The following is a 25,643-nucleotide window of genomic DNA, read 5'->3' as shown; positions in this document are numbered from 1 at the left end:
TCACCCCGACCCACTGAGTGCTGTCTCGCATCGGCTAATACCCCACGCCTGCACCTCGCCCGCTACTGCGTCGCTCACTCGGTGCCCAGCTCCCACCCACCCCAGCCGCAGGCTCCTTCGTCGCCTGCTCGGAAAAGGCGAAGTGGTCGCGGGGCGGCCGTATCGGCGAGTGCGACCCCGAAGCCCCGAGGCTCCCGTCTCCGCCTCCCAGCCCGCGATTCCGGCTCCCGCCCCAGCCCGCGATTCCGGCTCCCGCTTCCAGCTCGCGATTGCGGCCTCCGGCTCGCGTCCGACGACTGCGGCTCCCATTCCCGGCTCGCGATTCCGGCTCCGACTCCCGGCCGACGGCTGGCGGCTGGCGGCTGGCGGCTGGCGGCTGGCGGCTGGCGGCTGGCGGACAACTCCCACTTCCCGCTCCCGGCTCCCGGCTCCCGGCTCCCGGCTGACTTTGCGCGACGGCGATCGAGGCCGAAGCGCCAATCCAACGCATTTACCGCCTAGGCCGGCAAGACAGAGCTCACCCTGTCCGTGGCAACGGCACAGACCAGGCGCTCCGACTTCCGGCTCGCCGCTTCGGCTCCCGACTCCCGATCTCCCGCTCCCACCTCCGGCTCCCGATTTCCCGCCCCCACCTCCGGCTCCCGGCTCTCGGATCCAGGCAGACTGCGCGACGACAGCATCCGAGGCGCGAGGCGCCGATCCAACGCATCTACCGCGTAGACCTGCGGGATAGAGCGCAGTCTGTCCGTGGCAACGAGACGGTCGAGGTGCTCCCGGCTCGCCGCTCCCAGCTCGCGATTTCCCGCTCACAGCTCCGGCTCGCGATTCCGCCGACTCCGGCTCCGTCTCGGGCTCCCGCCTCTTGCGCGACGACGGCGATCGAGGCACGCGGCTTCAGGTGCTGATCCAGCGCACCTACCGGGTGGGCCAATGGAACGGCGCGCACCCCGTCCGTGGCAACGGCACGGACGGAATGCTCAGCGGCTGAGCCGTGTACCTATTTGTCAGCGGCTGAGCCGTGTACCTACTGGACAGCAGTTGAGCCGTTTACCTACTGGACAGCGGCTGAGCCGCCTACCAGTTGTCGGCGGTTGAGCTGTCTGCCTACTGCTCGGCGGCGAAGGCGCCTTACTTGTCCGTGGCGAAGGCGTCGTCGAACGAGCCTTCGGGCTTGTCGAAGGCGAGTTTGCGGATGACGTCGACTGCTTCGGCGGCGCCGACCTTGCGCTCCATTCCGGCGTCTTCCCACTCGACCGAGATCGGGCCCTCGTAGCCGATGGAGTTCAGGACGCGGAAGCAGTCTTCCCAGTTCACGTCGCCGTGGCCGGTCGAGTAGAAGTCCCAGCCGCGGCGGGGGTCGCCCCACGGCAGGTGTGAGCCGAGGCGGCCGTTGCGTCCGCCCCCCACCCGCATCCGGGTGTCCTTGCAGTCGACGTGGTAGATCCGGTCCTTGAAGTCCCACAGGAACGCGGCGGGGTCGATGTCCTGCCAGACCATGTGGCTCGGGTCCCAGTTCAGCCCGAACGCCTCGCGGTGCCCGATCGCTTCCAGGGTCAGGGTCGTGGTCCAGTAGTCGTAGGCGATCTCCGACGGGTGCACCTCGTGCGCGAACCGCACACCGACCTCGTCGAAGACGTCGAGGATCGGGTTCCACCGGTCGGCGAAGTCCTGGTATCCCGCGGCGATCCGCTCGGCCGGAACCGGCGGGAACATCGCGACGTACTGCCAGATCGACGAGCCGGTGAAGCCGATCACCGTCTTCACGCCCAGCTTCGCGGCTGCTCGTGCGGTGTTCTTCATGTCCTCGGCCGCGCGCTGCCGGACGCCCTCGGGATCACCGTCGCCCCACACCCGCGACGGCAGGATCGCCTCGTGCCGGAAGTCGATCGGGTCGTCGCAGATCGCCTGCCCGACCAGGTGGTTGGAGATGGCGAAGACCTGCAGGCCGTGCCGCTCGAGGATCTCCTTGCGGCCGGCGATGTAGTCCGGGTCGTCAATGGCTTGCTGGACGTCGAAGTGGTCGCCGGAGCAGGCGATCTCGACACCGTCGTAGCCCCAGGACGAGGCGAGGGTGCAGACCTCTTCGAAGGGCAGGTCGGCCCACTGACCGGTGAACAGGGTGATCGGGCGTGGCATGTGCAGGCTCCTCAGTTCAGTTTTCGACAGTGGTCCAGGCGCCGTCCGCGGCTGCGGACCGCAGTACGGCGTCGACGAGATGGGCAGAGCGCGCGCCGGCCGCGAAGTCCGGCAGGCCGTCGGGTTGGTCGCCGTCCAGCGCGGCGGCATAGGTGTCGGCGACGAAGGAATCGAAGGCGTCCTGGTAGCCCTGGGCATGGCCGGCCGGCAGCCGGTTGACCCGCGCGGCAGGCGGGCTGAGCGTGTCCGGATCGCGCGTCAGCAGTTGGTTCGCCGCGCGACGGCCGACCCACAGACGATCCGGGTCCTCCTGGTCGAAACCGAAGCTCGACTCGGTCCCGGAAACCTCCAGGTACAAACGGTTCTTGCGACCTGCGGCGACCTGGCTGACGACGACCGTGCCGACCACTCCGGCCGCGGTACGGAACTGCGCGGTCGCCAGATCCTCCGTCCGCACTTCGGCGCCACCGCGGGTCGCGCGGATCGTCCGTGTCTGCGCGCTGACGTCGGTGATCTTGTCACCGGTGACGAACTCGGTCAGGTCGCACCAGTGCGAACCGATGTCACCGAACGCGCGCGAAGGACCGCCCGCGGCGTCGTCCACGCGCCAGTTCTGATCGTTCTCACCGGCCAGCCAGTCCTGCAGGTAGCTGCCGTGCAGGCTGGTGATCTGCCCGGCCTCACCCTCGGCGATCCTGGTTCGCAGCTCTCGAACCATCGGATGGTAGCGGTAGACGAACGGCACGGTCGCGACCCGATCAGCCTCCAGCGCCGCCGCGAGCAAACCGGTCGCGTCCTGGGCGGAGGCGGCGAGCGGCTTCTCGCAGATCACGTGCTTGCCTGCTTCGAGCGCTTGCAGCGTGACCGGGAGATGCGTGTTGTTCGGCGTGCAGACGTGGACCAGATCGATGTCTGCGGCAAGCAACTCGTCGAGGGTCGCGAAACCGCGCTCGGCACCTGCCGCTTGGGCAGCAGCCTCCGCCCGCTCGGGACTGGACCCGACCGCGCCGACGATCCGGGCTCCTGCGACGAGGGCCGACCGGCCGTGCACGCGACCCATGAAGCCGCCACCGACGATCCCGACCCTGAGCTTGCGCGCTGCGTTGGACATGGCCGCAACGGTATGTGAAACTTTTGTCTCCCGTCAAACAAAAGTCCACCGACGAACGGCGGAAGTCCGATGGCCGACAACTCCGGTACCAGAGCAGCGGATCCCGATCCCCTGCTCCAGTTGCTGCTGGACGGACAACCGCGGACTCGCAACCAACTGATGGACCTGACCGGCTTGGCCCGGTCGACCGTGACCGGCCGACTGGAGTCATTGGTCGCCCAAGAGTTCGTCGTGCCGCACGAAGCGGCTGAATCGACCGGTGGCCGCCCACCTGCACGGTTCAAGTTCAACCCGGCGGCCCGGCTCGTCCTGGCGGCCGACGTCGGCGCGACCCATCTGACTGTTGCGCTCGCCGACCTGACCGGCGAGATCCTCGACAGCACCACCGTCCCGCAGGACATCGCTGACGGCCCCGAGGTCGTCCTCACCGCCCTCGCGGACCACGCTCGCGCGCTGCTGGCCCGCCACCCCTCCGGCAGGCTGGCGGGCACAGGCGTCGGCCTTCCCGGACCGGTCGAGCACCGCACCGGCCGCCCGATCCAGCCGCCGATCATGCCCGGCTGGGACTCCTTCGACGTCGCGGGTCGACTTGCCGGAGAGTTCGCCGGGCCGGTTCTGGTCGACAACGACGTGAACCTGATGGCGCTCGGCGAGCACACCAATCAGTACGCCGCGATCGAGCACCTGCTGTTCGTCAAGGTCGCTACCGGCATCGGCGCCGGTCTGATCAGCGGCGGTCGGCTACATCGTGGCGCGCAGGGCGCGGCCGGCGACATCGGCCATGTCCAAGCGCTCGGCCACACAGAGCTGTGCCGCTGCGGCAACGCCGGCTGCCTGGAAGCCGTCGCCTCGGCCGCCGCGCTCGCTGCTCACCTTCGCTCCGCCGGCCTGCCGACCGAGACGAGCCAGGATGTGGTTGATCTGGTTCGCGCCGGCGATCCGGTCGCCACGCAGGCTGTCCGCCAGGCGGGCCGGGAGATCGGTACCGTGCTGGCATCCTGCGTGAGCTTCTTCAATCCTTCGGTGATCGTGATCGGCGGCTCGCTGTCCCAAGCGGGTGACAGCTTGCTGGCCGGAATTCGCGAAGCGATCTATGCCAGATCCTTGCCCTTGGCCACCACCGAGCTCCGCGTGGTGGCCTCGCGGACAGGTCAACAGACAGCCGTCCGAGGCGCGGCCGCGATGGTGCTGCAGCACGCGCTCGGCCTATGAGTGCTTCCCCACGCACGGCCTACGTCGGTGCGTGAGGAAGGCCCCCTACCCCCAGCGCTCGGACTTCGCCGACCTCGACACCAGGCTGAACAACATGTCCTTCGGCGTCATCTCTCCCGACACCACCTTCGTCACGTGTTCGGCGATCGGCATCTCCACGTCGTGGTGATGGGCCAGATCGCTGATCGAGGCGCAGGACTTCACGCCTTCGGCGACCTGCCGGGTGGCACCGGCAATCTCCGCCACGGTCATCCCTTGGCCGAGTTTCTCGCCGAAGGTGCGGTTGCGGGACAGCGGTGACGAGCAGGTCGCCACCAGGTCGCCCAGCCCGGCAAGCCCGGAGAACGTGTGCTCATCGGCGCCCAGCGCGGTACCGAGGCGTGCTGTCTCCGCCAGACCTCGGGTGATCAGCGAAGCGCGCGCGTTGTCGCCGAAGCCGAGACCGACCGCCATTCCGACAGCCAGCGCGATCACGTTCTTGGTGGCGCCGCCGAGCTCGCAGCCGATCACGTCGGTGTTCGTATACGGCCGGAACGTCGGCGAGTGGCAGAGCTTCTGCAGCCGAGCGGCGGTGCCTTCGTCAGCACACGCGATCACGGCCGCGGCCGGCTGGCCCTCGGCGATCTCACGCGCCAGGTTGGGTCCGGACACCGCGGCGATCCGCTCGGGTCCGGCACCGGTCAGCTCGGCGATCACCTCGCTCATCCGCTTCGTAGTACCGAGCTCGACGCCCTTCATCAGGCTCACCAGTGGTGCGGCCGGCGGCAGCAACGGCGCCCAGTCGCGCAAGTTCTCCCGTAGCGACTGGCTGGTGACCGCCAGCACGATCGCCTCGGCACCCTCGGCCGCGGCGGCCGGATCGTGCGTCGCGGTGATCGAGTCCGGCAGGCGCAGGCCCGGAAGATAGTCGGGGTTCTCGTGCCGCGTGTTGATCGCCTCGCACAGCGACTCACGGCGGCCCCACACCGACACCTGATTGCCGGCCTGAGCCAGGACCGTAGCGAAAGCGGTTCCCCAGGACCCCGCGCCGAACACCGCAACCTTGGTCATCGCGTCTCCTCATCCTCACTGTGTTCCTGCGCGGCCCTGTGCTGACGCGGATCGAAGAGCTCCTTGGGCGGAGTCTCCCCCCGCAGTCCACCAAGCTCCTCGGCCACCCGCTGCATGATCGCCTCGGTTGCCTCGTGCAACAGCTCGTTCGTGATCGGCCGGCCCCGGTACGCGCTCAGATCGACCGGCTCACCAGCGATCACCCGCATCGTCTTGCGCGGCAGCAGCCGGACCCGCAGCGAACCGTACGACGCGAACACCTCCTGCGCGCCCCAGTTCGCGATCGGGATCACCGGGCAGCCTGTCATCAGCGCGATTCGCGCGGCACCGGTCTTGCCGGTCATCGGCCACAGCTCGGGCTCGCGAGTGATGGTGCCTTCGGGATAGACCCCGACACACTCGCCCTTCTCCACCGCCGCCACCGCCGCCCGGAACGCGTCCGCGGCCTCGGCCGAATCGCGATACACCGGAATCTGTCCCGCGCTGGTGATGATCCGGCCCGCGATCGGCAGCTTGAACAGCGACGCCTTGCCGAGCAGCCGCGGGATCCGCCGGCACTCCCAGATGTACATTCCGACCACGAACGGGTCGAAGTGCGAGATGTGGTTGGTCACGAACACCATCCCACCGGTCCGCGGCACGTTCTCCCGGCCGCGGAAATCCCGCTTGGTCCAGGTGAGCATGAACGGTTTGACGATCGCCACCACCAGCCCGAACCAGAACCCCCGCCGTGGCCGGGGTCCTTCCGTGGTGCGCTGGCCGTTCACTACTGCCTCCTGGTGGCTGTTGTTGCCGTAGCTCATGGGAGAATCCTGCCTGATGGCAGACCTACAGGTCGCTCCCTGGACTCTGGTGATCCCGGTGAAGCGTACGGCGATCGCGAAGAGCCGACTCGCTTCCGCGTACCCGCAGCACCGTCCGGAGCTCGCTCGTGCCTTCGCGGTCGACACTACTGCCGCCGCACTCGAGTCCCCGCTGGTCCGCGCGGTCCTGGTCGTTACGGACGATCCAGTGGTCGCAGCAGACGTCACAGCGATCGGCGCCCGCGTTGTAGCCGACCTACCGGGTGCGGGGCTCAACGGCGCTCTGGAGCACGGTGCGGCCTTCGCAGCGGCCGAATACCCAGGGGCTGGAGTAGTGGCGCTCTCGGCCGACCTACCGGCTCTCAGGCCCGCAGAGCTCACCGCTGCACTGGCCGCCTGCACAGCAGACCGCAGCTTCGTCATCGACGAGCCAGGGACCGGTACGACGATGCTTGCCGCAGCCGCTGGCGTTGCGCTGGATCCCCGCTTCGGTGTGGGCTCCGCACTGGCCCACCAGGCGTCCGGCGCAGTAGCGATCGAGTTGGCGACCATTGAGTCGCTGCGGCGCGACGTGGACACGGCGGCCGACCTGGCCCACGCAGTACAGCTGGGCGTCGGTCAACGAACCGCAGACGTGATGTCACTGGTCATGGGAGCAGCAACAGGCTCTGAAGGACTCGCCTGCTGAAAGGCCGCTACCGTTGAGGCCATGCAAGCAACAGTCAGCCGCTACGACGCTGAGACAGCCTCTGGCGCAGTGTTGACCGACACCGGCATCGAGTTGCCCTTCGACGCCGAAGCCCTCACCCGTACGCCGGTGCGTCTGCTCCGCCTCGGCCAGCGCGTCCGCCTCGTCACCACCGGCTCCGGCGCAAGCCTGACGATCTCCGAGGTCCACTTCATCACTCTGCCCTGAAATCACCGAGTCCTGGACATCACCGAGCCCTGAACATCGCTGCGTTCTGAGGATCACTTTGCCCTGAGCAACGGCGAAGGCCGGTCGCCCCTGGTGTGGGGAGACCGGCCTTCGCGAGTACCGCGGTGGTGCCGAGCGCTGAGATCAGCGAGCAGCGGCCTTCTTGGCCGGCGCCTTCTTGGCGGGGGCCTTCTTGGCCGGCGCCTTCTTGGCAACGGTCTTGACCGGAGCCTTCTTGGCCGGAGCCTTCTTGGCAACGGTCTTGGTGGCGGCGGCCTTGGCCGGAGCCTTCTTGGCCGGCGCCTTCTTCGCGACCGTCTTGGTGGCGGCGGCCTTGGCCGGAGCCTTCTTGGCGGCGGTCTTGGTCGCGGCGGCCTTGGCCGGCGCGGCCTTCTTGGCCGGAGCGGCTGCCTTGGTGGCGGCGGCCGGCTTCGGCGCAACCAGCTTCGGCAGCTTCTTGGCACCGGAGACAACGGCCTTCAGCTCCGCACCCGCGCGGAACTTCGGCACCACGGTCTTCTTGGCGCGCTTGGTCTCGCCGGTCCGCGGGTTGCGGACCATGCGGGCACCGCGCTCGATGGCCTCGAAGGCACCGAACCCGGTGATGGCGACCTTGCCGCCCTTCTTGGTCAGCTCGCGCTGGACGGTGTCGATCACCGACTCCAGGGCGTGCTGGGCCGAACGGCGATTTCCGTCGAAGTGCACTGCGAGCGCTTCGACCAACTGGCTCTTGTTCACTGTCTTCCCTCCGTGAACTCCTGCGTCGAGCACAGCGCTCGATCTTCGGTGAACGTTATGGACTCATCGGCGTGTTCACAAACACCAACGCGGCAATTCGCCCTTGTTTCAGGCGATTTGGGGCAAATTTCGCTCGGATCGGCCTCTGAAGCGGTTCCTGAATCCCTTCAGAGCAACGAACCGGCGACCAACCGTGACCTCGGCCACAACCCCGATCACCCCGCCGGAGGAGCTTTCAGTGCCGCTTTCCGCGCAGGCTCCGAGCCGCCGACCGGGCCGAATCCAGGCCCTTGGTCACCGTGTTCTCACCCTTGCGCGCCTTCAGTTCCGCACTGACCTTGCCCAGCAGCCAATCCAGCAAGGGCACCGCGACCGCCAGCACCACCCACATGATCAGCCGTCGCCGCAGGAACAACCACATCTCGTCCGCCTCCTTCGTCGTTGGTTCGAGAAGACCAGTGCCCGACGGGCAAACGGACTCAGAGCCACCCGCGGCGCTTGAAGATCAGGTGCAGACCACCACAGACCATCGCCATCAGGCCGACCGCGAAGGGATACCCGTACTGCCAGTGCAACTCCGGCATCGAGTCGAAGTTCATCCCGTAGACGGTGCCGATCAGCGTGGGCGCGAACAGGATCGCCGCCCATGCGGAGATCCGCTTCACCTCTTCGTTCTGGTGGTTGCTGGCGACGGTGAGGCTCTTCATCTCCTCGTTCTGCTGCTGGGCCACCAGGGTGGCGTTCACCGTCAGGATGTCGCGCAGCAGTTCGCGAAAGGCGTCCACCCGCTCGACCACCTGGGTGACGTGGTCGGCGACGTCGCGCAACGAACGCTGCAGTTCCTCGTCCACGCCGTACTTGTCGAAGCCCGCCCGCAACGAGTCCAGCATTCCGACCAGCGGCCGGGTCGCGCGCTGGAACTCGATCACCTCACGGGACAACTCGTAGATCCGCCGCGACACCTTCGGATCGCCGCGGAACACTTCGGTCTCGATCTCGTCGATGTCGTTCTCCAGCCCGGCGACCACGGGGGCGTAGCCGTCGACGACCTTGTCCATGATGGCGTAGAGAACGGCCTCGGTACCGCGCCGCAGCAACTCGGGATCGCGTTCGACCCGGCGCCGGACCGCGGCCAGGTTCGGCGCTTCGGCATGCCGGACCGTCACCACGAAGTCCGGGCCGACGAACAGGTGCACCTCGCCGAACTCGACCTCCTCGGTCGCGTCCCGGTAGCGAGCCGCCTTCAGGACCACGAACAACGTGTCGCCGTACCGCTCGAGCTTCGGCCGCTGATGGGCCTGGATGGCGTCCTCGATCGCCAGCTCGTGCAGGTCGAACTCCTGCGCCAGCGAGGCCAGTTCACGGCGGTCGGGCCGGTACAGGCCGATCCAGGCCAGGCTTTTCGGCGACTCGTGCAACACCTGGTAGGTGTCGGCCAGCGACTCCGGCGAGGCGACCCGTGCACCGTCGCAGTAGATGGCGCTGTCGACGACGCTGTGGCCCTTGGGCTTGGCGTTCGCCGCGAGCGCGGGCTTCTGCTCAGTGGGCGTGGGATCCGCGACAGCACCGGCGTACCGGCGGGCGGCGGCGCGAAGGGAAGGGGTGCGGCTGAACGCACGCAAAGTGCGCAGGCGAAGGTCGGACATGGCTGGTCCTCCAGGTGCGAGGTGCGGGATCGACGGACGACACATCGCCCGGCCCCGCGCCGCAGCTCACCCGGCGCGGAGAACCGCACCGGGTGAACCGACCTGGATCGAAAGGATTCAGCGCCTCAAGGCCGAACGAGATCCGTATGTCTGGAGGGTTCGCTGCTCATGGGCGCCCCACCTCCAGGATCTCGTAAGCCTTGTGCTGACAACTTCATGAGGATAACACCGCGGTTATCGCCGCGGTGGTGGCTTGCGTTACGCCTTGGCCGGCAGGGTGGCCGGCTTGAAGGCCGGCCGGGACGCCTCGTACGCCGTGATGTCGGCCTCGTGGGACAAGGTGATGCCGACGTCGTCGAGCCCGTTCAGCAACCGGTAGCGGGTGTAGTCGTCGATCTCGAACGGCGCGGACACGTCACCGGCCGAGAGTGTCTTGTGCTCCAGATCGACCGTGACCTTGGTGCCCGGGTCCTTCTCGATCGCGGTCCAGAGCTGGTCGACGACGTCCTGCTCGACCAGCGCGGCGAGCAGCCCCGCCTTGCCGGAGTTGCCGCGGAAGATGTCGCCGAAGCGGGACGCGACGACGACGCGGAACCCGTAGTCCATCAGGGCCCAGACCGCGTGCTCACGCGACGACCCGGTGCCGAAGTCCGGTCCGGCGACCAGCACCGAGACACCTTCGTACTGGGGCTGGTTGAGGACGAAGGCGGGATCGTTGCGCCAGGCAGCGAACAGCCCGTCCTCGAAACCCGTGCGGGTGACCCGCTTCAGGTAGACGGCGGGGATGATCTGATCGGTGTCGACGTTGCTGCGGCGCAGCGGAGCCGCGGTGCCGATGTGCTGGGTGAAGGCTTCCATGATTCCTTTGTCCTCAGACGTTCTCGGGTACGGCGACTTCCAGCGGCTGCAGATCCGCCGGGGCCGCGAGAGTTCCGGTGACGGCCGTGGCCGCGGCGACCAGCGGCGAGACCAGGTGCGTGCGGCCACCCTTGCCCTGCCGGCCTTCGAAGTTGCGGTTCGAGGTGGACGCGCTGCGCTCCCCCGGAGCCAGCTGGTCCGGGTTCATCCCCAGGCACATCGAGCAGCCCGCGCCGCGCCACTCGGCACCGGCGTCCTTGAAGATCTTGTCCAGCCCCTCCGACTCGGCCTGCAGCCGGACCCGGCCCGACCCCGGGACGACGAGCATCCGGGTGCCGTCGGCAACCTTCCGCCCGGCCAGTACGCCGGCCGCGGCGCGCAGGTCCTCGATCCGGCCGTTCGTGCAGGAGCCGAGGAAGACGGTGTCGACCCGCACCTCGCGCAGCGGCGTACCGGCGGTGAGGCCCATGTACTCCAGCGCGCGCTCGGCGGCGATCTTGTCGTTGGGCTCGTCGAAGTCGTCCGGCGACGGCACATTCGCCGACAGCGGCGCGCCCTGACCGGGGTTGGTACCCCAGGTGACGAACGGCGCGATGTCCTCGGCGCGCAGGACGATCTCGCGGTCGAAGCTCGCGTCCTCGTCGGTGGACAGGCTGTTCCAGTACTCGACGGCGGCTTCCCAGTCGACGCCCTGCGGCGCGTGCGGCTTGTCCTTCAGGTACGCGTAGGTGGTCTCGTCCGGCGCGATCATGCCGGCCTTGGCGCCCCACTCGATCGACATGTTGCAGATCGTCATCCGGGCTTCCATGCTGAGCGCCCGGATCGCTTCGCCGCGGTACTCGACGATGTAGCCCTGACCGCCGCCGGTACCGACCTGGGTGATCAGCGCGAGCACCAGGTCCTTGGCCGAGACACCGTCGGGCAGCACACCGTCGACGGTGACCGCCATCGTCTTCGGCTTGGCCTGCATCAGCGTCTGGGTGGCGAGCACGTGCTCGACCTCGCTGGTGCCGATACCGAAGGCGATCGCCCCGAAGGCGCCGTGGGTGGAGGTGTGGCTGTCACCGCAGACCACCGTCATCCCGGGCTGGGTCAGGCCGAGCTGCGGCCCGATCACGTGCACGACACCCTGGTCGGGGTCGCCGAGGGTGTGGATCCGGACCCCGAACTCCGCCGCGTTCTTGCGCAGCGTGTCGACCTGGGTCCGCGAGGTCAGGTCGGCGATCGGCTTGTCGACGTCCAGCGTCGGGACGTTGTGGTCCTCGGTCGCGATCGTCAGGTCCGGGCGGCGGACCGGCCGGCCGGCCAGCCGGAGGCCGTCGAAGGCCTGCGGGCTGGTCACCTCGTGCACCAGGTGGAGGTCGATGTAAAGGAGGTCGGGCTCTCCGTCGGCATGGCGCACGACATGCGCATCCCAGACCTTTTCCGACAACGTCCTACCCATCACACATCTCCCTCGAAGTTTGTGGTGTGCTGTTCTTTCGCTCACACTGCGCCGGATTCGGCATCAGAAGCGACTTGCGTTCCACGATTCGAGACGGCAATATCGTCTCATGGACAACTCTAGCGGAGTCGGCGTTCTCGACAAAGCAGCTCTCGTTCTGTCCGCACTCGAGTCCGGACCGGCGACCCTGGCCGGACTCGTGGCGGCTACGGGGCTGGCGCGGCCGACCGCCCATCGGCTCGCCGTCGCGCTGGAGCACCACCGGCTGGTGGGGCGCGACATGCAGGGCCGGTTCGTGCTCGGGCCGCGCCTGAGCGAGTTGGCCTCCGCCGCGGGTGAGGACCGGCTGCTGGCGACCGCCGGCCCGGTGCTGGCGCGACTGCGCGACATCACCGGCGAATCGGCCCAGTTGTTCCGGCGCCAGGGTGAGTACCGCGTCTGTGTCGCCGCCGCCGAGCGTCCTTCCGGTCTGCGCGACACCGTTCCGGTCGGCAGCCAGCTGACGATGGCCGCCGGCTCGGCCGCTCAGATCCTGCTGGCCTGGGAGGACCCGGAGCGGATGCACCGGGGACTCCACAACGCCACCTTCAACGCCGCGGCCCTGGCCGGCGTACGCCGCCGCGGCTGGGCCCACTCCGTCGGCGAACGCGAGCAAGGCGTGGCCTCCGTCTCGGCCCCGGTCCGCTCCCCTTCGGGCAAGGTGATCGCGTCGGTCTCGGTCTCCGGCCCGATCGAGCGCCTCTCCCGCCAGCCCGGCCGGATGCACGCCCCCGCCGTGATGGCCGCCGCGGAACGCCTCTCCGAAGCACTTCGCCGAGCTTCCGAGTAGTCCCCCGTACTACGAACAGCCCGCCGCACACCGCGACGGGCTGTTTTTGTTGCTCCCGCCGAGCACTGCCTCCGCCGACTGCGCGAAGGCATGATGTGACGTGCGACTCAGCCCACTGCCGAGGCAAACAACAAGCGCCTCTCACCTGATGGTGAGAGGCGCTTTCTCTGGTAGCCCCGACGGGATTCGAACCCGCGCTACCGCCTTGAGAGGGCGGCGTGCTAGGCCGCTACACAACGGGGCCAGAGTGCTGTTCCCCGGTCTTTGCGGACCGGGCAACGAGGTTGAACTTTACCGATTTTCACCGGTGAGGTCCAATCGCTCGCTGGGGTACTAGGACTCGAACCTAGACTAACTGGACCAGAACCAGTCGGGCTGCCAATTACCCCATACCCCAAAGCTTTTTACTGCGATTGTCAGTGCGTTTCCGCCCTCACAACCTGGCCCGCTGAGCCTATCGCAGCATGGCGCCAGAAACCAAAACGAGGTCCTCGCGCCGGGCTGTCACTCGCGTCACAGCAGTCTCCGGCCCGGTCCGCGACCGGCCACCAGCGAGGTCGCCACCGGAAGTTCGCACCTGGTCGCGAGTCCTTGCTTACGGGCCAGCAGCAACGCGATCGCGCCGAACGCCGCGAACTTCACCACGTCGAGGGCCACCAGCGACCATGGCGCGTCGGCGGCACCCAGGCTGTCCCCCACGGTGTCCGTCATCGCCGCGTAGATGAAGGTGATCACGTTGTTGGCCGCGTGCACCGCGATCGACGCTTCCAGCCCGCCGGTCAGGATGACGAGCATCCCGGCCACCAGCCCGAACGCGAACCGGTCCAGGAACAGAGCAGGGCTCTCCCACGGCCAGATGCCGTGCGCCATCGTGAACAGCACCGTCGTCACCAGGACGGCGACCAGCGAGCTGCGCACCAGCGCGCCGACCGCCTGCAGCAGGTAGCCGCGGAAGAAGTACTCCTCCCCCGCCGCCTGGAGGCTCGACGTCAGCAACGTCACCGCGATCACTCCGGCGGCATCGGCGGCCCGCCCACCGGGCCCCTCGCTCAGTACGTCGACGCCGCCCAGCTGGACGATGCCCAGCATCACCAGCTCGAGCACCACCGCGGCCGCACCGAAGATCACCAACGGCCGCCAGCGGATCCTGCCGATCACCGACGACAACAGTCCCGGCGTCTGCTTGTTCAGCAGAGTCGCGACGATCATCGTCAACGGGATCAGCACGATCAGCGACAGGTTCGTCGCCAGCAGTCCGAGCCAGGAGACGGTGCCCTTGGGATCGGTCCGGATCGCCTGCTGGACCGACAGGATCAGCACACTGGCGAACATCCAGCCGACCAGGACGGTGAGGGCGCCGAGGAGCAGGAAGCCCCGCGGCGCCACGTCGTTGCGCAGCAGCCGGTGGTACGGCTGGGGCCCGGCGTCCCGAGGGTCGACAGCGCCCCCGGGGCCGGGCGTACCGGCGTACGCCATCAGTCGGTGGAGAGGCCGGCGCGGGCCTGCTCGATCCGGTGCAGCGAGCGCTCCCGGCCGAGCAGTTCCAGCGATTCGAACAGCGGCGGCGAGATCCGGCGGCCGGAGATCGCCACCCGGACCGGGCCGAACGCGTTCTTCGGCTTCAGCCCGAGACCCTCGATCAGCGAGGCACGCAGCGCGGCCTCGATCGCCTCGGTGGTCCACTCGGTGACGCCGGTCAGCGCCTGGCCGGTCGCTTCCAGTACCGCGCCGGCGTCGCCGGTCAGGACCTTGGCGGCCGAGTCGGGGTCGATCGAGAACGCCTCGTCCGGCACGAACAGGAAGCTCAGCATCTCGACCGACTCGGACAGCGTGTTCATCCGCTCCTGGACCAGCGGTACGGCGGCTGCCAGCAATTCCAGCTGCTCCGCCGAGGGCTCGGCCGGCAGCACGCCCGCCGCGGCCAGGAACGGCACCACGCGACGCCCGAACTCCGCGGCGTCCAGCATCCGCATGTGCGAAGCGTTGATCGCCTCGCACTTCTTCGGGTCGAACCGGGCCGCGTTCGCGTTCACCTTGCGGATGTCGAACGCCTTGATCATCTCGTCCATGGTGAAGACGTCGCGGTCGTCGGCGATCGACCAGCCCAGCAGGGCCAGGTAGTTCAGCAGCCCCTCGGGCAGGAAGCCGCGCTCCATGTACTCGCCGAGGCCGGCGCCCGGGTCGCGCTTGGACAGCTTCTTGTTGCCCTCGCCCATCACGAACGGCAGGTGCCCGAAGCGCGGCGTCCGGCCGGAGCCGATGCCGATCTCGGCCAGCGCCTCGTACAGCGCGATCTGCCGGGGCGTCGAGGACAGCAGGTCCTCGCCGCGCAGTACGTGGGAGATCTCCATCAGGGCGTCGTCCACCGGGTTGACCAGCGGGTAGAGCGGGTAGCCGTTGGCGCGGACCAGGACGTAGTCGCCCAGGTTCTCCGGCAGGAAGGTGATCTCGCCGCGAACCAGGTCGTCGAAGGTGATCGGGCGGTCGGGCATCCGCAGCCGGACGACCGGACGGCGACCCTCGTCGAGATAAGTCTGCACCTGCTCGGGTGCCAGCGTGCGGCAGTGACCGTCGTAGCCGCTGTGCTGACCGGCTGAGCGAGCGGCCTCACGGCGCTGGTCGAGCTCCTCCTGCGAGCAGTAGCAGTGGTAGGCCTTGCCCGCGGCCAGCAGCTTCGCCACCACGTCGGCGTACACGTCCATCCGCTCGGACTGCAGGTACGGACCGAACTCGCCGCCGACCTCCGGGCCCTCGTCCCAGTTCAGGCCGAGCCAGCTCAGCGAGTCCAGCGTGTACTGCAGCGCCTCGGGGGTGTTGCGGGACTTGTCGGTGTCCTCGATCCGCAGCACGAGCTTGCCGCCGTAGTGGCGGGCGAACGCCCAGTTGAACAGCGCGCTGCGGATGTTGCCGACGGTCAGCAGCCCGGTCGGCGACGGAGGGAACCGCACTCGCACCTGGTTGGGCTCCAAGCCACCGAGGACACTGTCGTCGGTCGGGGCGGGCTTGTCAGTCACGCACGATCACCTTGTTCGTCAGAGTTCCGAGTCCTTCGACGCTGACGGCGACCTCGTCGCCGGGCAGCATCGGCCCGACACCCGCGGGGGTGCCGGTGAGCACCACGTCGCCGGGCAGCAACGTGGTGAAAGAAGTGATGTAGGCGAGCACGTCGGGGATGTCGAAGATGAACTCCGAGGTCCGGCCGTCCTGCTTCGGCTCACCGTTGAGGGTGGTGCTGACGCGCAGGTCGGAGACGTCCAGGTCGGTGCTGATCCACGGTCCGAGCGGGCAGAAGGTGTCGTACCCCTTCGCCCGGGCCCACTGACCGTCGGTCTTCTGCAGATCCCGCGCGGTCACGTCGTTGGCGATCGTGTAGCCGAAGATCACCTCTTCGGCGCGCTCCCGGGGCAGATCGCGGCAGATCCGGCCGATCACGATCGCCAGCTCACCCTCGAAGTGCAGATCGTTGGTCTGCTCGGGGTAGACGATGCCGTCCCGCGGGCCGACCACCGAGGTGTTCGGCTTCAGGAAGATCATCGGCTCGGCCGGCACCTCGTTGCCGAGCTCCTCGGCGTGCGCCCGGTAGTTGCGTCCGACGCAGACCACCTTGCTGCGCGGGATCACCGGGGCCAGCAGCCGGACGTCAGCCAGTTGCAGCTGCTCGCCGGTGAACTTGACCGGCCGGTAGAGCGGGTCCGAGTCGAGCACCGCGACGGTGCCGACGAGCCCTTCGGGGTCATCGGTCTCGACAACGCCGTACTTCGGTTCGTCGTCGACGGAGAATCTGGCGATACGCACGTCTGGCCTTCGTGAAGGTGTGGGGAATGGAGTGGGATGGTGTGAGGAACGGCTCCGAGCCTACCGCCGGGCCGGGGTGAGACAGTTAGCTGGTGACGACTGACATCCGGCTGGCCCTGCCCTCGGAGTACGGCGAAGTGGGCGAGCTGACCGCCGAGGCCTATGCCGCGGACGGTTTCGTCCCCGCCGGCTCCGACTACGGCCTGACGCTGCGCAACGCGGCCGACCGCGCGGAGCAGGCCGAGCTCTGGGTCGCCGTCGACGGCACGGAACTGCTCGGCACCGTGACGTTCTGTCCCCCCGGGTCGGTCTACGGCGAGATCAGTCAGGCCGGCGAAGGCGAGTTCCGGATGCTCGGCGTCTCCGCGAAAGCTCGCGGCCTCGGCCTAGGCACCGCGCTCTCACAACACTGCATCGACCGCAGCCGCTCCCTGGGCCACCACCGAGTCGTGCTGTCCAGCGCCTCCTACATGACCACAGCTCACCGCATCTACCAGCGGCTCGGCTTCACCCGCCTCCCCGAACGCGACTGGTCCCCCCGCCCCGGCGTCGACCTGTACGCCTTCTCCCTGGACCTGTGACTTCCCTGCCTGACCCCGCGCCCGGCAAGCCCGACTCCGCGCTCGCCCTGCCCGGACGCGCGACCTCTCCGTCCGGTCTCGTGGTTGCTCAGCTCGAACCCGCCGACTGGGAGCCCTTGCAGGCCGCCCATGCGCTCCGCGTGGACGCTCTGCTGGCCGGCCATCTCGACCGTCGCAGCCGTGGCGAGAAGCATCCCGTCGAGGACTTCCTCTTCACCTACTACCCGACCCGCCCGAAGCAGCTCCGCGGCTGGCACCCCGGACCGGGCCTCATGCTGCGCGGCGCGACGCAGTACGAGGGAAAGCGCGGCTACCTGTACGCCGACGGCGTCGCGCGCCTCGACCCGGCCGAGATCACCCGCCGCGCCGATTCCATCACCTGGATCGCTCGGTTGCTCAAGGCAACTTCCACCCGGCAGCCCCAGTTCGGCTGCTTCGGCCTGCACGAGTGGGCGATGGTCTACAAGACGCCCGACCTCCGCCACGACTGGCCTCTCCGTCTCGGCTCCACCGGCACCGACCAGGTCGTCGAGACCCACAAGATCGCCTGTTCGCACTTCGACGCCTTCCGTTTCTTCACCGAACCGGCCCGCCCACTCAACGTCCTGCAACCGACCCGCGAAGCCCAGCCGGCGTTGGAGCAAGGCGGCTGCCTGCACGCCAACATGGACCTCTACAAGTGGGCCACCAAACTGATGCCCTTCACCCCCAGCTCCCTTCTCCTCGACTGTTTCGAACTGGCCCGCGACATCCGCACCCTCGACATGCGGGCCTCGCCGTACGACTTCGCCGCCCTCGGCTACGAACCGATCGAGATCGAGACTCCCGCAGGCAAGGCGCAGTACGCCGCCGCCCAACGCGCGTTTGCGGACCGTGCTCGCCCACTGCGCCTCCACCTGGCCGGCCTCTGCGACCAACTTCTCCAAGAGGCATAACCCCCGCCGGCCCAGCGGAATGACTTGCCAGGAGCCTGTTGCGGGCTGGGCGCGGGGTTCGCTGCGCCCCGACCACAGCCTGCACCTGGGAACGATGCTCGGGCCGCTTAACCGTTCCAGGGAGAGCTTCATCCAGGGCCGGGGCGGATCTTGCCCCCGAACCGGGACATTTCCCTCCCCAACCACCCTTGGCCTGAGGGGTGAGGTTTCAGGTTGACGCGCGCGTCGAAGCGGTTAGCAGGTCCATACCTTCAGCGCCACGACCAACACGCTGGGTTGATTGACTTTCCTCGCTTTCTCGATGAACAATTCGAACATACGTTCGAGAGCTGGACCAAATCGGGGAGTGTGAGGATCTGTGATGCCGGAGCCGTTCGACTGGGAGATCTTGCAACGGCCGTCAGCGATGGCGATGGTGCGTGGGCAGCTCGGCTTCAGCTGGATGGTGTTGTCGGGGCGGCTGGCGGCACTGACCGACGAGGAGTACTTCTGGCGGCCGAGCAGTGAGGCGCTGACCGTGGTCCGCCGGCAGTACGCGGGGCGGTTCAGGTCGCTGGGGTCGGGTGAGTGGGTGGCGCAGTGGCCCGACGAGCCGGATCACCGTGGGCCGCGAACGATCGCGTGGTTGATCGCGCATCTGACCGAGACGTTCTTCGAGCGCTGGGAGTGGACCTTCGGGTCCAGCCAACAGGGGCGGGCCGACATCACGCTGCACGGCAACGCCCAGGACGCGGTGGCGTGGCTGGCGCACTGGGTGGACGCCTGGCGCGACTCGATCGCCGAACTGGGCGAGGAAGAGGCGATGACCATCGGCTTGAGCCAGGCGACCGAGCTCGATGCGGCCGAGCCCTTCGGCCACGTCGTCCTGCGCCTGAACCGCGAGCTCATCCACCACGGCTCCGAGATCATGACGCTGCAGGATCTGCACTCCCTGGCGGCCTGACACGACACTCCCCCGATCCCCTGGCCGCCGAGGCGGAGGCCGCTCCGCCCACCGCACAGGAGCGCGTCTCGGCGGCCAGGCTCCACCCCGACCACCCGACCATCCGAGCCGGCCGACCACCGATCACCCGAGCCGGCCGGCCACCCGATCCGGCTGAGCCGGCCCCGATCGCCTGGCCACCAAGGCACAGAACTCCGACCCGCCGCTCCGGGGCGTGTCTTGGTGGCCAGGTCCCACACCTGGCCAGAGCGTTCAGCTCAAGAAGTGGTTCTCCGTCCGTCAGCAAGCAGGTCGGCGTACAGGTGGGACCGACGCAGCCGGCCAGTGCGCACCAACCGCCGGATGTCGGCGCGGTTGTCGTACATCAACTGCCAGTGGAAGTAGTTGACGTACTCCGCCACTGCCAACGCGAACAGCAACACACCGGGCAGCCAATCCGACCAGGAGTCCGCCGCAAGCACTCCGAACCCCACCACGACCAAGCCGAACACCAACCCCAGTTCGCAACCGAGCCGCAACCACCGGAACACCCCGATCCCGGGCGGCTCAGTCAACCCCGACCGGACCTGGTGACCCTTGACCAGCCAGTACGAGGCCCCCACCACCAACTGAAGAGCGAAAAGCGTGAAGCCGGCGAGATTGGCAGGCGCGGCCGGAGCGGCCCGGAGGACGAAGACGAGCCACCCGAACAGCACGATGTCGAACAGCTCGAACCCGGCCAGCATCCGCAGCCGGGCCAGCACGGCCGCCTTGGGAGTCCTCACGCGATCAGTCTGCCGCAGAGTGACGCAGCCGCAACAAAACACAAGATCTGCGACACGCGGCGACCTGAGACACAAGATGTGGTGATCAGGCGCTAGTGTTCTCACCGTTGGCCGACAGGGGAATCCGGTGTGAATCCGGGGCTGCCCCGCAGCGGTAAGCGGGGATCCTGCCCGTGAGCCCGAATACCTGCGGCCGGTGCGCGTGCCGCCGGCACGCGCTGTCCGAGACCTCGAGGGCGGGTCGCAGGGCGAGACAGCGGCAGACCGTCGGGTTGGCGTGCAGCGATGCGCGGGCAGCCCTCGGATGGAGTGTGGGCTCCTCGACGATCTGCGTCGCTCGTCCCGTCATGCGCTGTGCCCGGGTCCCGGTCGTCAAGAGACTCGCGTGGAGAGAGCGCTTGTGACCATCGTTTCTGCCAGCACAGCTCAGTCGGCTACCGACCAGGCAGCACCCCCGAACCAGCTCACCGTCGTACGGCGTGACGGCAACAGCACCGCCTTCGACCCGGCCAAGATCTCGGTCGCGCTCAGCAAGGCCTTCCTGGCCGTCGAGGGCGCCGACGCCGGCAACAGCCACCGCGTCCGCGACCTGATCGCCGACCTCACGACCCGCGTGGTCGAGGCGCTGACCAGCCGGGGTGACGCCCGGCGCAGCGTCCAGGTCGAGGACATCCAGGACCAGGTCGAGCTGGCGCTGATGCGAGCTGGTGAGCACCAGGTCGCTCGCGCCTATGTGCTGTACCGCGAAGAGCGAACCAGGGCCCGTACGCCGGAAGACGCGGCCGAGCTCAGCATCCAGCCGGTCATCACCGTCCGCGCGGCCGACGGCAGCACTGCTCCCCTCGACCTCGACCGGCTGCGCGTCATCGTCGCCGAGGCAGCGGCGGGCCTCGACTCGGTCGACGCCGAACTGATCCTCGACGAGACCCTGGGCTGCTGCTACGACGGCATCGCACAGCACGAGGTCGAGCTGGCTCTGGTGATGGCGGCTCGCGGCTATGTCGAAACGGAGCCGGAGTACAGCTTCGCCGCCTCGCGTCTGCTGCTCGACCAGATCCGTCGCGAGACGCTCGGCCGGGTGCACGGCGAACCACGGCAGGCCAGTCAGGCCGACATGGCCACGGCGTACGTCGACTACTTCCCGCAGTACATCCGGACCGGGATCGAGGCCGGGCTGCTCGATCCCGAACTGGCCACCTTCGACCTCGCCAAGCTGGCCGCGGCGATCAAGCCGGAGCGCGACCTGGACTTCGCCTTCCTCGGTCTGCAGACGCTCTACGACCGCTATCTGCTGCACATCGACAAGATCCGTTTCGAGTTGCCGCAGGCGTTCTTCCTCCGGGTCGCGATGGGCATCGCGCTCAAGGAGGAGCACCGCGAAGAGCGCGCGATCGAGTTCTACGAACTGCTCAGCTCGTTCCGGTTCCTGTCGTCCACGCCGACCCTGTTCAACTCCGGTACGACCCGCCCGCAACTCTCGTCCTGCTTCCTGACCACGGTCGACGACGACCTGGCCGGCATCTTCGCCGGCATCCGCAACAACGCGCTGCTGGCCAAGTACTCCGGTGGTCTCGGCAACGACTGGACCCCGGTCCGCGGCATCGGCGCCAAGATCCGCGGCACCAACGGCGAGTCGCAGGGCGTCGTACCGTTCCTCAAGATCGCCAACGACACCGCCATCGCGGTCAACCAGGGCGGTAAGCGCAAGGGAGCGGTCTGCGCGTACCTCGAGACCTGGCACCTGGACATCGAGGAGTTCCTCGACCTGCGCAAGAACACCGGTGACGAGCGTCGCCGTACGCACGACATGAACACCGCGAACTGGGTGCCCGACCTGTTCCTGCAGCGGGTCGAGGCCGGCGGAGACTGGACGCTCTTCTCCCCCGACGAGGTCCCGGATCTGCACGACCTGTACGGCGCGGCCTTCGCGACGGCGTACGAGAACTACGAGGCTGCCGCCGATCGTGGCGAGATCCGGGTGTTCCGCCGGGTCAGGGCCGTCGACCTGTGGCGCCGGATGCTGACCGTGCTGTTCGAGACCGGTCACCCCTGGATCACCTTCAAGGACGCTTGCAATCTGCGCTCGCCGCAGCAGCACGACGGCGTCGTGCACTCGTCGAACCTGTGCACCGAGATCACCCTGAACACCACCGTCGACGAGACGGCCGTCTGCAACCTGGGCTCGGTCAACCTGGTCGCACACCTCACCGATCGATCCAGCCTCGACCCTGGAATCGACAGCGCGCTGATCCGCGACACCGTCAAGACGGCCGTCCGGATGCTCGACAACGTGATCGACGTGAACTTCTACACCACGCCGGAGTCGGAGCGCGCCAACCAGCGGCACCGCCCGGTCGGTCTCGGCCTGATGGGCTTCGCCGACGCGCTGTTCAAGCTACGGATCCCCTACTCCTCCGACGCTGCCGTCGACTTCGCGGACAGCTCGATGGAGCAGATCAGCTACCACGCGATCGAGGCGTCGAGCGACCTGGCGGCCGAGCGTGGCCGCTACCAGACCTACGAGGGCTCGCTGTGGAGCCAGGGCATCCTGCCGATCGACTCGCTCGAACTCCTCCGGAGCGCGCGCAACGGAGATCTGACCGTCGACACCGGCCGGCGGCTCGACTGGGATGCGCTGCGGGGCAAGGTGCTGCGCGACGGCATGCGCAACTCCAACGTGCTGGCGATCGCCCCGACCGCGACCATCTCCAACATCTGTGGGGTCAGCCAGTCGATCGAGCCGATCTACCGCAACCTGTTCGTGAAGTCGAACATGTCCGGTGAGTTCACCGTCGCCAACCCGTACCTGGTCGCGGATCTTAAGGCGCGTGGGCTGTGGGACCAGGTGATGGTCTCCGACCTGAAGTACCACGACGGCATCCTGTCGCAGATCGACCGGGTGCCGGCCGACCTGCAGGAGCTGTACGCGACGGCGTTCGAGCTGGACCCGTCGTGGCTGATCAAGGCCGCGTCGCGCCGGCAGAAGTGGCTCGACCAGGCTCAGTCGCTCAACCTGTACATGACCGCACCGTCGGGCAAGGCGCTCGACGAGCTGTACCGGTCGGCCTGGCGCCACGGGCTGAAGACCACGTACTACCTGCGTTCCCAGTCGGCCACCCACGTGGAGAAGTCGACGATCAAGGGCACCGACGGCCGGCTCAACGCAGTACCGGTCGCGCCCGCCGCCGCACCGACTCCGGCTCCGGCTCCTGTGGTTCCGATGGACGACACGTTGCTCGACGCCCCCAACGCCTGCCTGATCACCGACCCCGACTGCGAGGCCTGCCAGTGACGACCACCAGCGACAACGTGACCGGACTCGGGTCGATCGCCGTCGGCGCGTCCCGGATCCAGGTCAGCGACAAGGCGATGATCAACTCCCGCGCCGACGTCAACCAGCTGCTGCCGTTGAAATACCAGTGGGCCTGGGACAAGTACCTTGCCGGGTGCAACAACCACTGGATGCCGACCGAGGTCTCGATGCAGGCCGACATCGCCTTGTGGAAGTCGAAGGATGGCCTCACCGACGACGAACGCTTGATGCTGAAGCGCAATCTCGGCTTCTTCGCCACCGCCGAGTCGCTGGTCGCCAACAACATCGTGCTCGCGGTCTACCGCCAGCTGACCAACCCCGAGTGCCGTCAGTACCTGCTGCGCCAGGCGTTCGAGGAGGCCGTGCACACGCACACCTTCCAGTACATCTGCACCTCGCTCGGCCTGGACGAGGGCGAGCTGTTCAACATGTACCGCGAGGTGCCGTCGATCTCCGACAAGGACGCCTGGGCGCTCAAGTACACCCGGCACCTGGAGGATCCCGACTTCAAGACCGGGACGCCGGAGACCGACACCGACTTCCTGCGGGACCTGATCGCGTTCTACGTGGTCTTCGAGGGCATGTGGTTCTACACCGGTTTCGCGCAGATCCTGTCGCTCGGCCGGCGTAACAAGATGGTCGGCATCGCCGAGCAGTACCAGTACATCCTGCGCGACGAGTCGATCCACCTGAACTTCGGCATCGACTGCATCAACCAGATCAAGCTGGAGAACCCGCACCTGTGGACCGAGCAGTTCCAGGCCGAGGTGCGGCAGATGCTCACCGAGGCGTGCGAGCTCGAGGTCGCCTACAGCCGCGCGACGATGCCGAACGGCATGCTCGGCCTGACCTCGGACCTGTGCGAGCAGTACATGCACTTCATCACCGACCGGCGGGCCGAGCAGATCGGGATCAAGCCGATCTTCGGCGAGACCCGCAACCCGTTCGGCTGGATGTCGGAGCAGATGGACCTGCAGAAGGAGAAGAACTTCTTCGAGACCCGCGTGATCGAGTACCAGTCCGGCGGCGGCCTGAGCTGGGACTGAGGCAGGCGTCCGGGGAACCGCCTGCCGCGGTTCCCCGGACCTCCCGTTTGGCATGCTTGCGGTTCCAGCCACAGCGCCGAGCGAGGAGTTCCATGCGCAAGACAACCGCGGCACTCGTCGTTCTCGCGGTGGCCGTTGCCGCCGCGGCCCTGACCATCGCCCTCGACTGGGGCTGGTACGTGTGGATCGCCGCGCTGCTGATGGCAGCGGCTGCCCTGGTCGTCGCAGCATTGCGGTTCAGGCCCGTACTGCGAACTGCCGCGGTGGTTGCCGCGGTCGCCTTGGTGGCGGCCGGCGTACTCGTGGTCCGTATCCCGCCGATCAATTCACCCGGCTGGGAGGCCGGCGAAGGCACTCTGCTGATCGCGGCCAACGACAAGCTCGCGGTCACGCTGAACCAGGAAACGCACGCACTGCAAGGACGTGCGATCGCTGACGGTGGCGAAGTGTGGGAGAACAGTTTCGGCGGCTCGGACACGGTTCGGTCGCAACAGTTGGGCGGGGATTTCGTCCTCCTGCACGGCGACTCCGGCAGCTCCCGACGCGACGACCAGGCGGCGGTCGTCTCGATCTCCGACGGCAAAACGCGCTGGAGTGAGAACGTCGGGCAGCAGCAGCCCTTCACCACCAACGGCGACGTGGTGGTGTTCAGCAGCAACGAAACGATCACTGGCATCGAGGTCCGGACCGGCAAGAAGCTCTGGACCCAGGCCGGCGGAGCGCACGCCGGGTCGGGCGGCCAAAGCTCCTACAACCCACGCCGCTGGGTTCCCCGGTCGGACTGGGTCGTCATCCGCGGTAGCGACCGGTCGGCGCCGCTATCTGTGCTCAACGTGCAAACCGGCCGGGTGGCAGCCACCCTGCGGGCCACCGGCAACGACTTCGTTGTCGCAGGCAAGACCCTCGTCGAGTTCGGCTACGACAGCAAGGGCCGCCGGTCCGCCAAGGGCACTCCGCTGGCCGGCGGTCGTCCCTGGCAGGCGGAGTTCAGACGATCCAACGGCCACGAGGTGCTGGAGGTAGTCGACGGCAAAGCTCGGGCGCTGTACGACAACAGGGCTGTGTACCTCGAGCCCGAAACGGGCGAGGTGCACGAGGTGCCGATCGAGGACCGCTGGACCGTGAACTGGTACGACGGCCGCGTCGGCGGGCGCTACGTCGCGGTCGAGAAGCGCGATCGCGACCGCGAGATCGTGGCCTGGGGTGTGGCCGACACCGTCACCGGCAAGCTCGTGAACCTCGGCGGACGCGGGCGGCCGGTCGAGCTGACCATCGAGCAGTACTCCGGCGACACGGCGATATCCCGCACCACCGTGGTCGACGCGGTAGGGGCCGAGAGCAACCGCTACAGCTGGATCAGCAACGGCAGCAGCCACGGTCAGGTCACCATCGCCGAGTCCGGGCGAGTCGAGTCCGCCGCGGACGTGGTCCAGGTGGGCGGCCGGATCGTCGTGCTGCGTCAGGCCTAGCAATACCGTTGGTGCGACCAATCATTCTGCCGTATTGTTGGTCAGACCAACGAA

The 25,643-nt window shown here is 67.9% G+C and carries 23 protein-coding genes, 2 tRNA genes and 1 riboswitch; of the genes, 10 read left to right on the top strand and 15 right to left on the bottom strand.

The features are described 5' to 3' along the window. Window positions 1-1,128 precede the first annotated feature (1,128 nt). Together OX958_RS12490 and OX958_RS12485 are read right to left on the bottom strand one after the other, a co-directional pair. Window positions 1,129-2,136 carry a sugar phosphate isomerase/epimerase family protein gene (locus tag OX958_RS12490; protein WP_270137474.1) on the bottom strand — a complete coding sequence of 336 codons (1,008 nt, stop codon included), beginning with the start codon at window positions 2,134-2,136 and terminating at the stop codon, window positions 1,129-1,131. Between the two features lie 16 nt (window positions 2,137-2,152). Continuing rightward, window positions 2,153-3,247, bottom strand: a complete 1,095-nt coding sequence (locus OX958_RS12485; RefSeq protein WP_270137473.1) for a Gfo/Idh/MocA family protein — start codon at window positions 3,245-3,247, stop codon at window positions 2,153-2,155. A 69-nt stretch (window positions 3,248-3,316) separates the two neighbouring features. Here OX958_RS12485 and OX958_RS12480 point away from each other — a divergent pair, with 69 nt between their 5' ends. After that, window positions 3,317-4,459 (top strand): ROK family protein, encoded by a 1,143-nt coding sequence (locus OX958_RS12480; protein WP_270137472.1) that lies wholly within the window; start codon window positions 3,317-3,319, stop codon window positions 4,457-4,459. 45 nt (window positions 4,460-4,504) lie between these two features. Here the strand turns inward: OX958_RS12480 and OX958_RS12475 are convergent, their stop codons facing one another. Next, window positions 4,505-5,509 carry an NAD(P)H-dependent glycerol-3-phosphate dehydrogenase gene (locus tag OX958_RS12475; RefSeq protein ID WP_270137471.1) on the bottom strand — a complete coding sequence of 335 codons (1,005 nt, stop codon included), beginning with the start codon at window positions 5,507-5,509 and terminating at the stop codon, window positions 4,505-4,507. After that, a complete protein-coding gene (locus OX958_RS12470; RefSeq protein WP_270137470.1) occupies window positions 5,506-6,312 on the bottom strand; it encodes a lysophospholipid acyltransferase family protein in 807 nt (268 codons plus the stop codon). The genes OX958_RS12475 and OX958_RS12470 overlap by 4 nt, the downstream gene beginning before the upstream one ends. 16 nt (window positions 6,313-6,328) lie before the next feature. Here OX958_RS12470 and cofC point away from each other — a divergent pair, with 16 nt between their 5' ends. Both cofC and OX958_RS12460 read left to right on the top strand, forming a co-directional pair. Further along, entirely contained in the window at window positions 6,329-7,000 is a 672-nt protein-coding gene (cofC, locus tag OX958_RS12465; RefSeq protein ID WP_270137469.1) for a 2-phospho-L-lactate guanylyltransferase, read from the top strand. Between the two features lie 21 nt (window positions 7,001-7,021). Further along, window positions 7,022-7,228, top strand: coding sequence for a hypothetical protein (locus tag OX958_RS12460; protein ID WP_270137468.1), 207 nt, complete (start codon window positions 7,022-7,024; stop codon window positions 7,226-7,228). A 144-nt stretch (window positions 7,229-7,372) separates the two neighbouring features. Here OX958_RS12460 and OX958_RS12455 read toward each other — a convergent pair whose 3' ends face one another. The 5 genes from OX958_RS12455 to leuC form a co-directional block, all read right to left on the bottom strand. Further along, window positions 7,373-7,966, bottom strand: a complete 594-nt coding sequence (locus OX958_RS12455; protein ID WP_270137467.1) for an HU family DNA-binding protein — start codon at window positions 7,964-7,966, stop codon at window positions 7,373-7,375. A 235-nt stretch (window positions 7,967-8,201) separates the two neighbouring features. Then, window positions 8,202-8,387 (bottom strand): hypothetical protein, encoded by a 186-nt coding sequence (locus OX958_RS12450; protein WP_270137466.1) that lies wholly within the window; start codon window positions 8,385-8,387, stop codon window positions 8,202-8,204. 58 nt (window positions 8,388-8,445) lie between these two features. After that, window positions 8,446-9,612, bottom strand: coding sequence for a magnesium/cobalt transporter CorA (gene corA / locus OX958_RS12445; RefSeq protein ID WP_270137465.1), 1,167 nt, complete (start codon window positions 9,610-9,612; stop codon window positions 8,446-8,448). 258 nt (window positions 9,613-9,870) lie between these two features. Beyond that, the gene (gene leuD / locus OX958_RS12440; RefSeq protein WP_270137464.1) at window positions 9,871-10,470 is read right to left on the bottom strand and encodes a 3-isopropylmalate dehydratase small subunit; all 600 of its coding nucleotides are present in this window, start codon (window positions 10,468-10,470) and stop codon (window positions 9,871-9,873) included. A 13-nt stretch (window positions 10,471-10,483) separates the two neighbouring features. Then, window positions 10,484-11,914, bottom strand: a complete 1,431-nt coding sequence (leuC, locus tag OX958_RS12435; RefSeq protein WP_270137463.1) for a 3-isopropylmalate dehydratase large subunit — start codon at window positions 11,912-11,914, stop codon at window positions 10,484-10,486. Between the two features lie 109 nt (window positions 11,915-12,023). On the opposite strand from leuC, the gene OX958_RS12430 reads away from it, so the two are divergent. Then, the gene (locus tag OX958_RS12430) at window positions 12,024-12,743 is read left to right on the top strand and encodes an IclR family transcriptional regulator (protein ID WP_132176781.1); all 720 of its coding nucleotides are present in this window, start codon (window positions 12,024-12,026) and stop codon (window positions 12,741-12,743) included. Between the two features lie 168 nt (window positions 12,744-12,911). Here the strand turns inward: OX958_RS12430 and OX958_RS12425 are convergent. The 5 genes from OX958_RS12425 to OX958_RS12405 all read right to left on the bottom strand — a co-directional run bounded on the left by OX958_RS12425 (window position 12,912) and on the right by OX958_RS12405 (window position 16,538). Next, window positions 12,912-12,987: transfer RNA gene (locus OX958_RS12425), tRNA-Glu, on the bottom strand. 81 nt (window positions 12,988-13,068) lie between these two features. Next, a tRNA-Gln gene (locus tag OX958_RS12420) sits at window positions 13,069-13,140 on the bottom strand. Window positions 13,141-13,256: 116 nt separating this feature from the next. Beyond that, window positions 13,257-14,219, bottom strand: coding sequence for a CPBP family intramembrane glutamic endopeptidase (locus OX958_RS12415; RefSeq protein ID WP_270137462.1), 963 nt, complete (start codon window positions 14,217-14,219; stop codon window positions 13,257-13,259). After that, entirely contained in the window at window positions 14,219-15,757 is a 1,539-nt protein-coding gene (gene gltX / locus OX958_RS12410) for a glutamate--tRNA ligase (RefSeq protein ID WP_270137461.1), read from the bottom strand. Before gltX ends, OX958_RS12415 begins: the two co-directional genes overlap by 1 nt. After that, the gene (locus OX958_RS12405) at window positions 15,750-16,538 is read right to left on the bottom strand and encodes a fumarylacetoacetate hydrolase family protein (RefSeq protein ID WP_270137460.1); all 789 of its coding nucleotides are present in this window, start codon (window positions 16,536-16,538) and stop codon (window positions 15,750-15,752) included. Before OX958_RS12405 ends, gltX begins: the two co-directional genes overlap by 8 nt. 92 nt (window positions 16,539-16,630) lie before the next feature. On the opposite strand from OX958_RS12405, the gene OX958_RS12400 reads away from it, so the two are divergent. The 3 genes from OX958_RS12400 to OX958_RS12390 all read left to right on the top strand — a co-directional run bounded on the left by OX958_RS12400 (window position 16,631) and on the right by OX958_RS12390 (window position 18,997). Continuing rightward, complete coding sequence (locus tag OX958_RS12400; protein WP_270137459.1) at window positions 16,631-17,119, top strand: GNAT family N-acetyltransferase; 489 nt, start codon at window positions 16,631-16,633, stop codon at window positions 17,117-17,119. Beyond that, window positions 17,116-18,054, top strand: coding sequence for a 3-methyladenine DNA glycosylase (locus tag OX958_RS12395; protein WP_270137458.1), 939 nt, complete (start codon window positions 17,116-17,118; stop codon window positions 18,052-18,054). Before OX958_RS12400 ends, OX958_RS12395 begins: the two co-directional genes overlap by 4 nt. A 361-nt stretch (window positions 18,055-18,415) precedes the next feature. Continuing rightward, entirely contained in the window at window positions 18,416-18,997 is a 582-nt protein-coding gene (locus OX958_RS12390) for a DinB family protein (protein ID WP_270137457.1), read from the top strand. Between the two features lie 257 nt (window positions 18,998-19,254). Here the strand turns inward: OX958_RS12390 and OX958_RS12385 are convergent, their stop codons facing one another. After that, window positions 19,255-19,761, bottom strand: coding sequence for a multidrug transporter (locus OX958_RS12385; RefSeq protein WP_270137456.1), 507 nt, complete (start codon window positions 19,759-19,761; stop codon window positions 19,255-19,257). Window positions 19,762-19,848: 87 nt separating this feature from the next. Next, a riboswitch (cobalamin riboswitch) is annotated at window positions 19,849-19,970 on the top strand. 191 nt (window positions 19,971-20,161) lie between these two features. On the opposite strand from OX958_RS12385, the gene OX958_RS12380 reads away from it, so the two are divergent. The 3 genes from OX958_RS12380 to OX958_RS12370 all read left to right on the top strand — a co-directional run bounded on the left by OX958_RS12380 (window position 20,162) and on the right by OX958_RS12370 (window position 25,589). Beyond that, window positions 20,162-23,053: a ribonucleoside-diphosphate reductase subunit alpha gene (locus OX958_RS12380; protein WP_270137455.1), complete on the top strand. Its 2,892-nt coding sequence runs from the start codon at window positions 20,162-20,164 to the stop codon at window positions 23,051-23,053. Beyond that, window positions 23,050-24,120: a ribonucleotide-diphosphate reductase subunit beta gene (locus OX958_RS12375; RefSeq protein ID WP_270137454.1), complete on the top strand. Its 1,071-nt coding sequence runs from the start codon at window positions 23,050-23,052 to the stop codon at window positions 24,118-24,120. The genes OX958_RS12380 and OX958_RS12375 overlap by 4 nt, the downstream gene beginning before the upstream one ends. A gap of 92 nt (window positions 24,121-24,212) precedes the next feature. Next, the gene (locus OX958_RS12370; RefSeq protein WP_270137453.1) at window positions 24,213-25,589 is read left to right on the top strand and encodes an outer membrane protein assembly factor BamB family protein; all 1,377 of its coding nucleotides are present in this window, start codon (window positions 24,213-24,215) and stop codon (window positions 25,587-25,589) included. The last annotated feature ends 54 nt before the right edge of the window (window positions 25,590-25,643 follow it).

The sequence above is a fragment of the Kribbella sp. CA-293567 genome (genome assembly GCF_027627575.1).
Classification (GTDB): domain Bacteria; phylum Actinomycetota; class Actinomycetes; order Propionibacteriales; family Kribbellaceae; genus Kribbella.
Note: the sequence above shows the minus strand (reverse complement) of the source record. Positions and strands in the feature narration are given on the sequence as shown.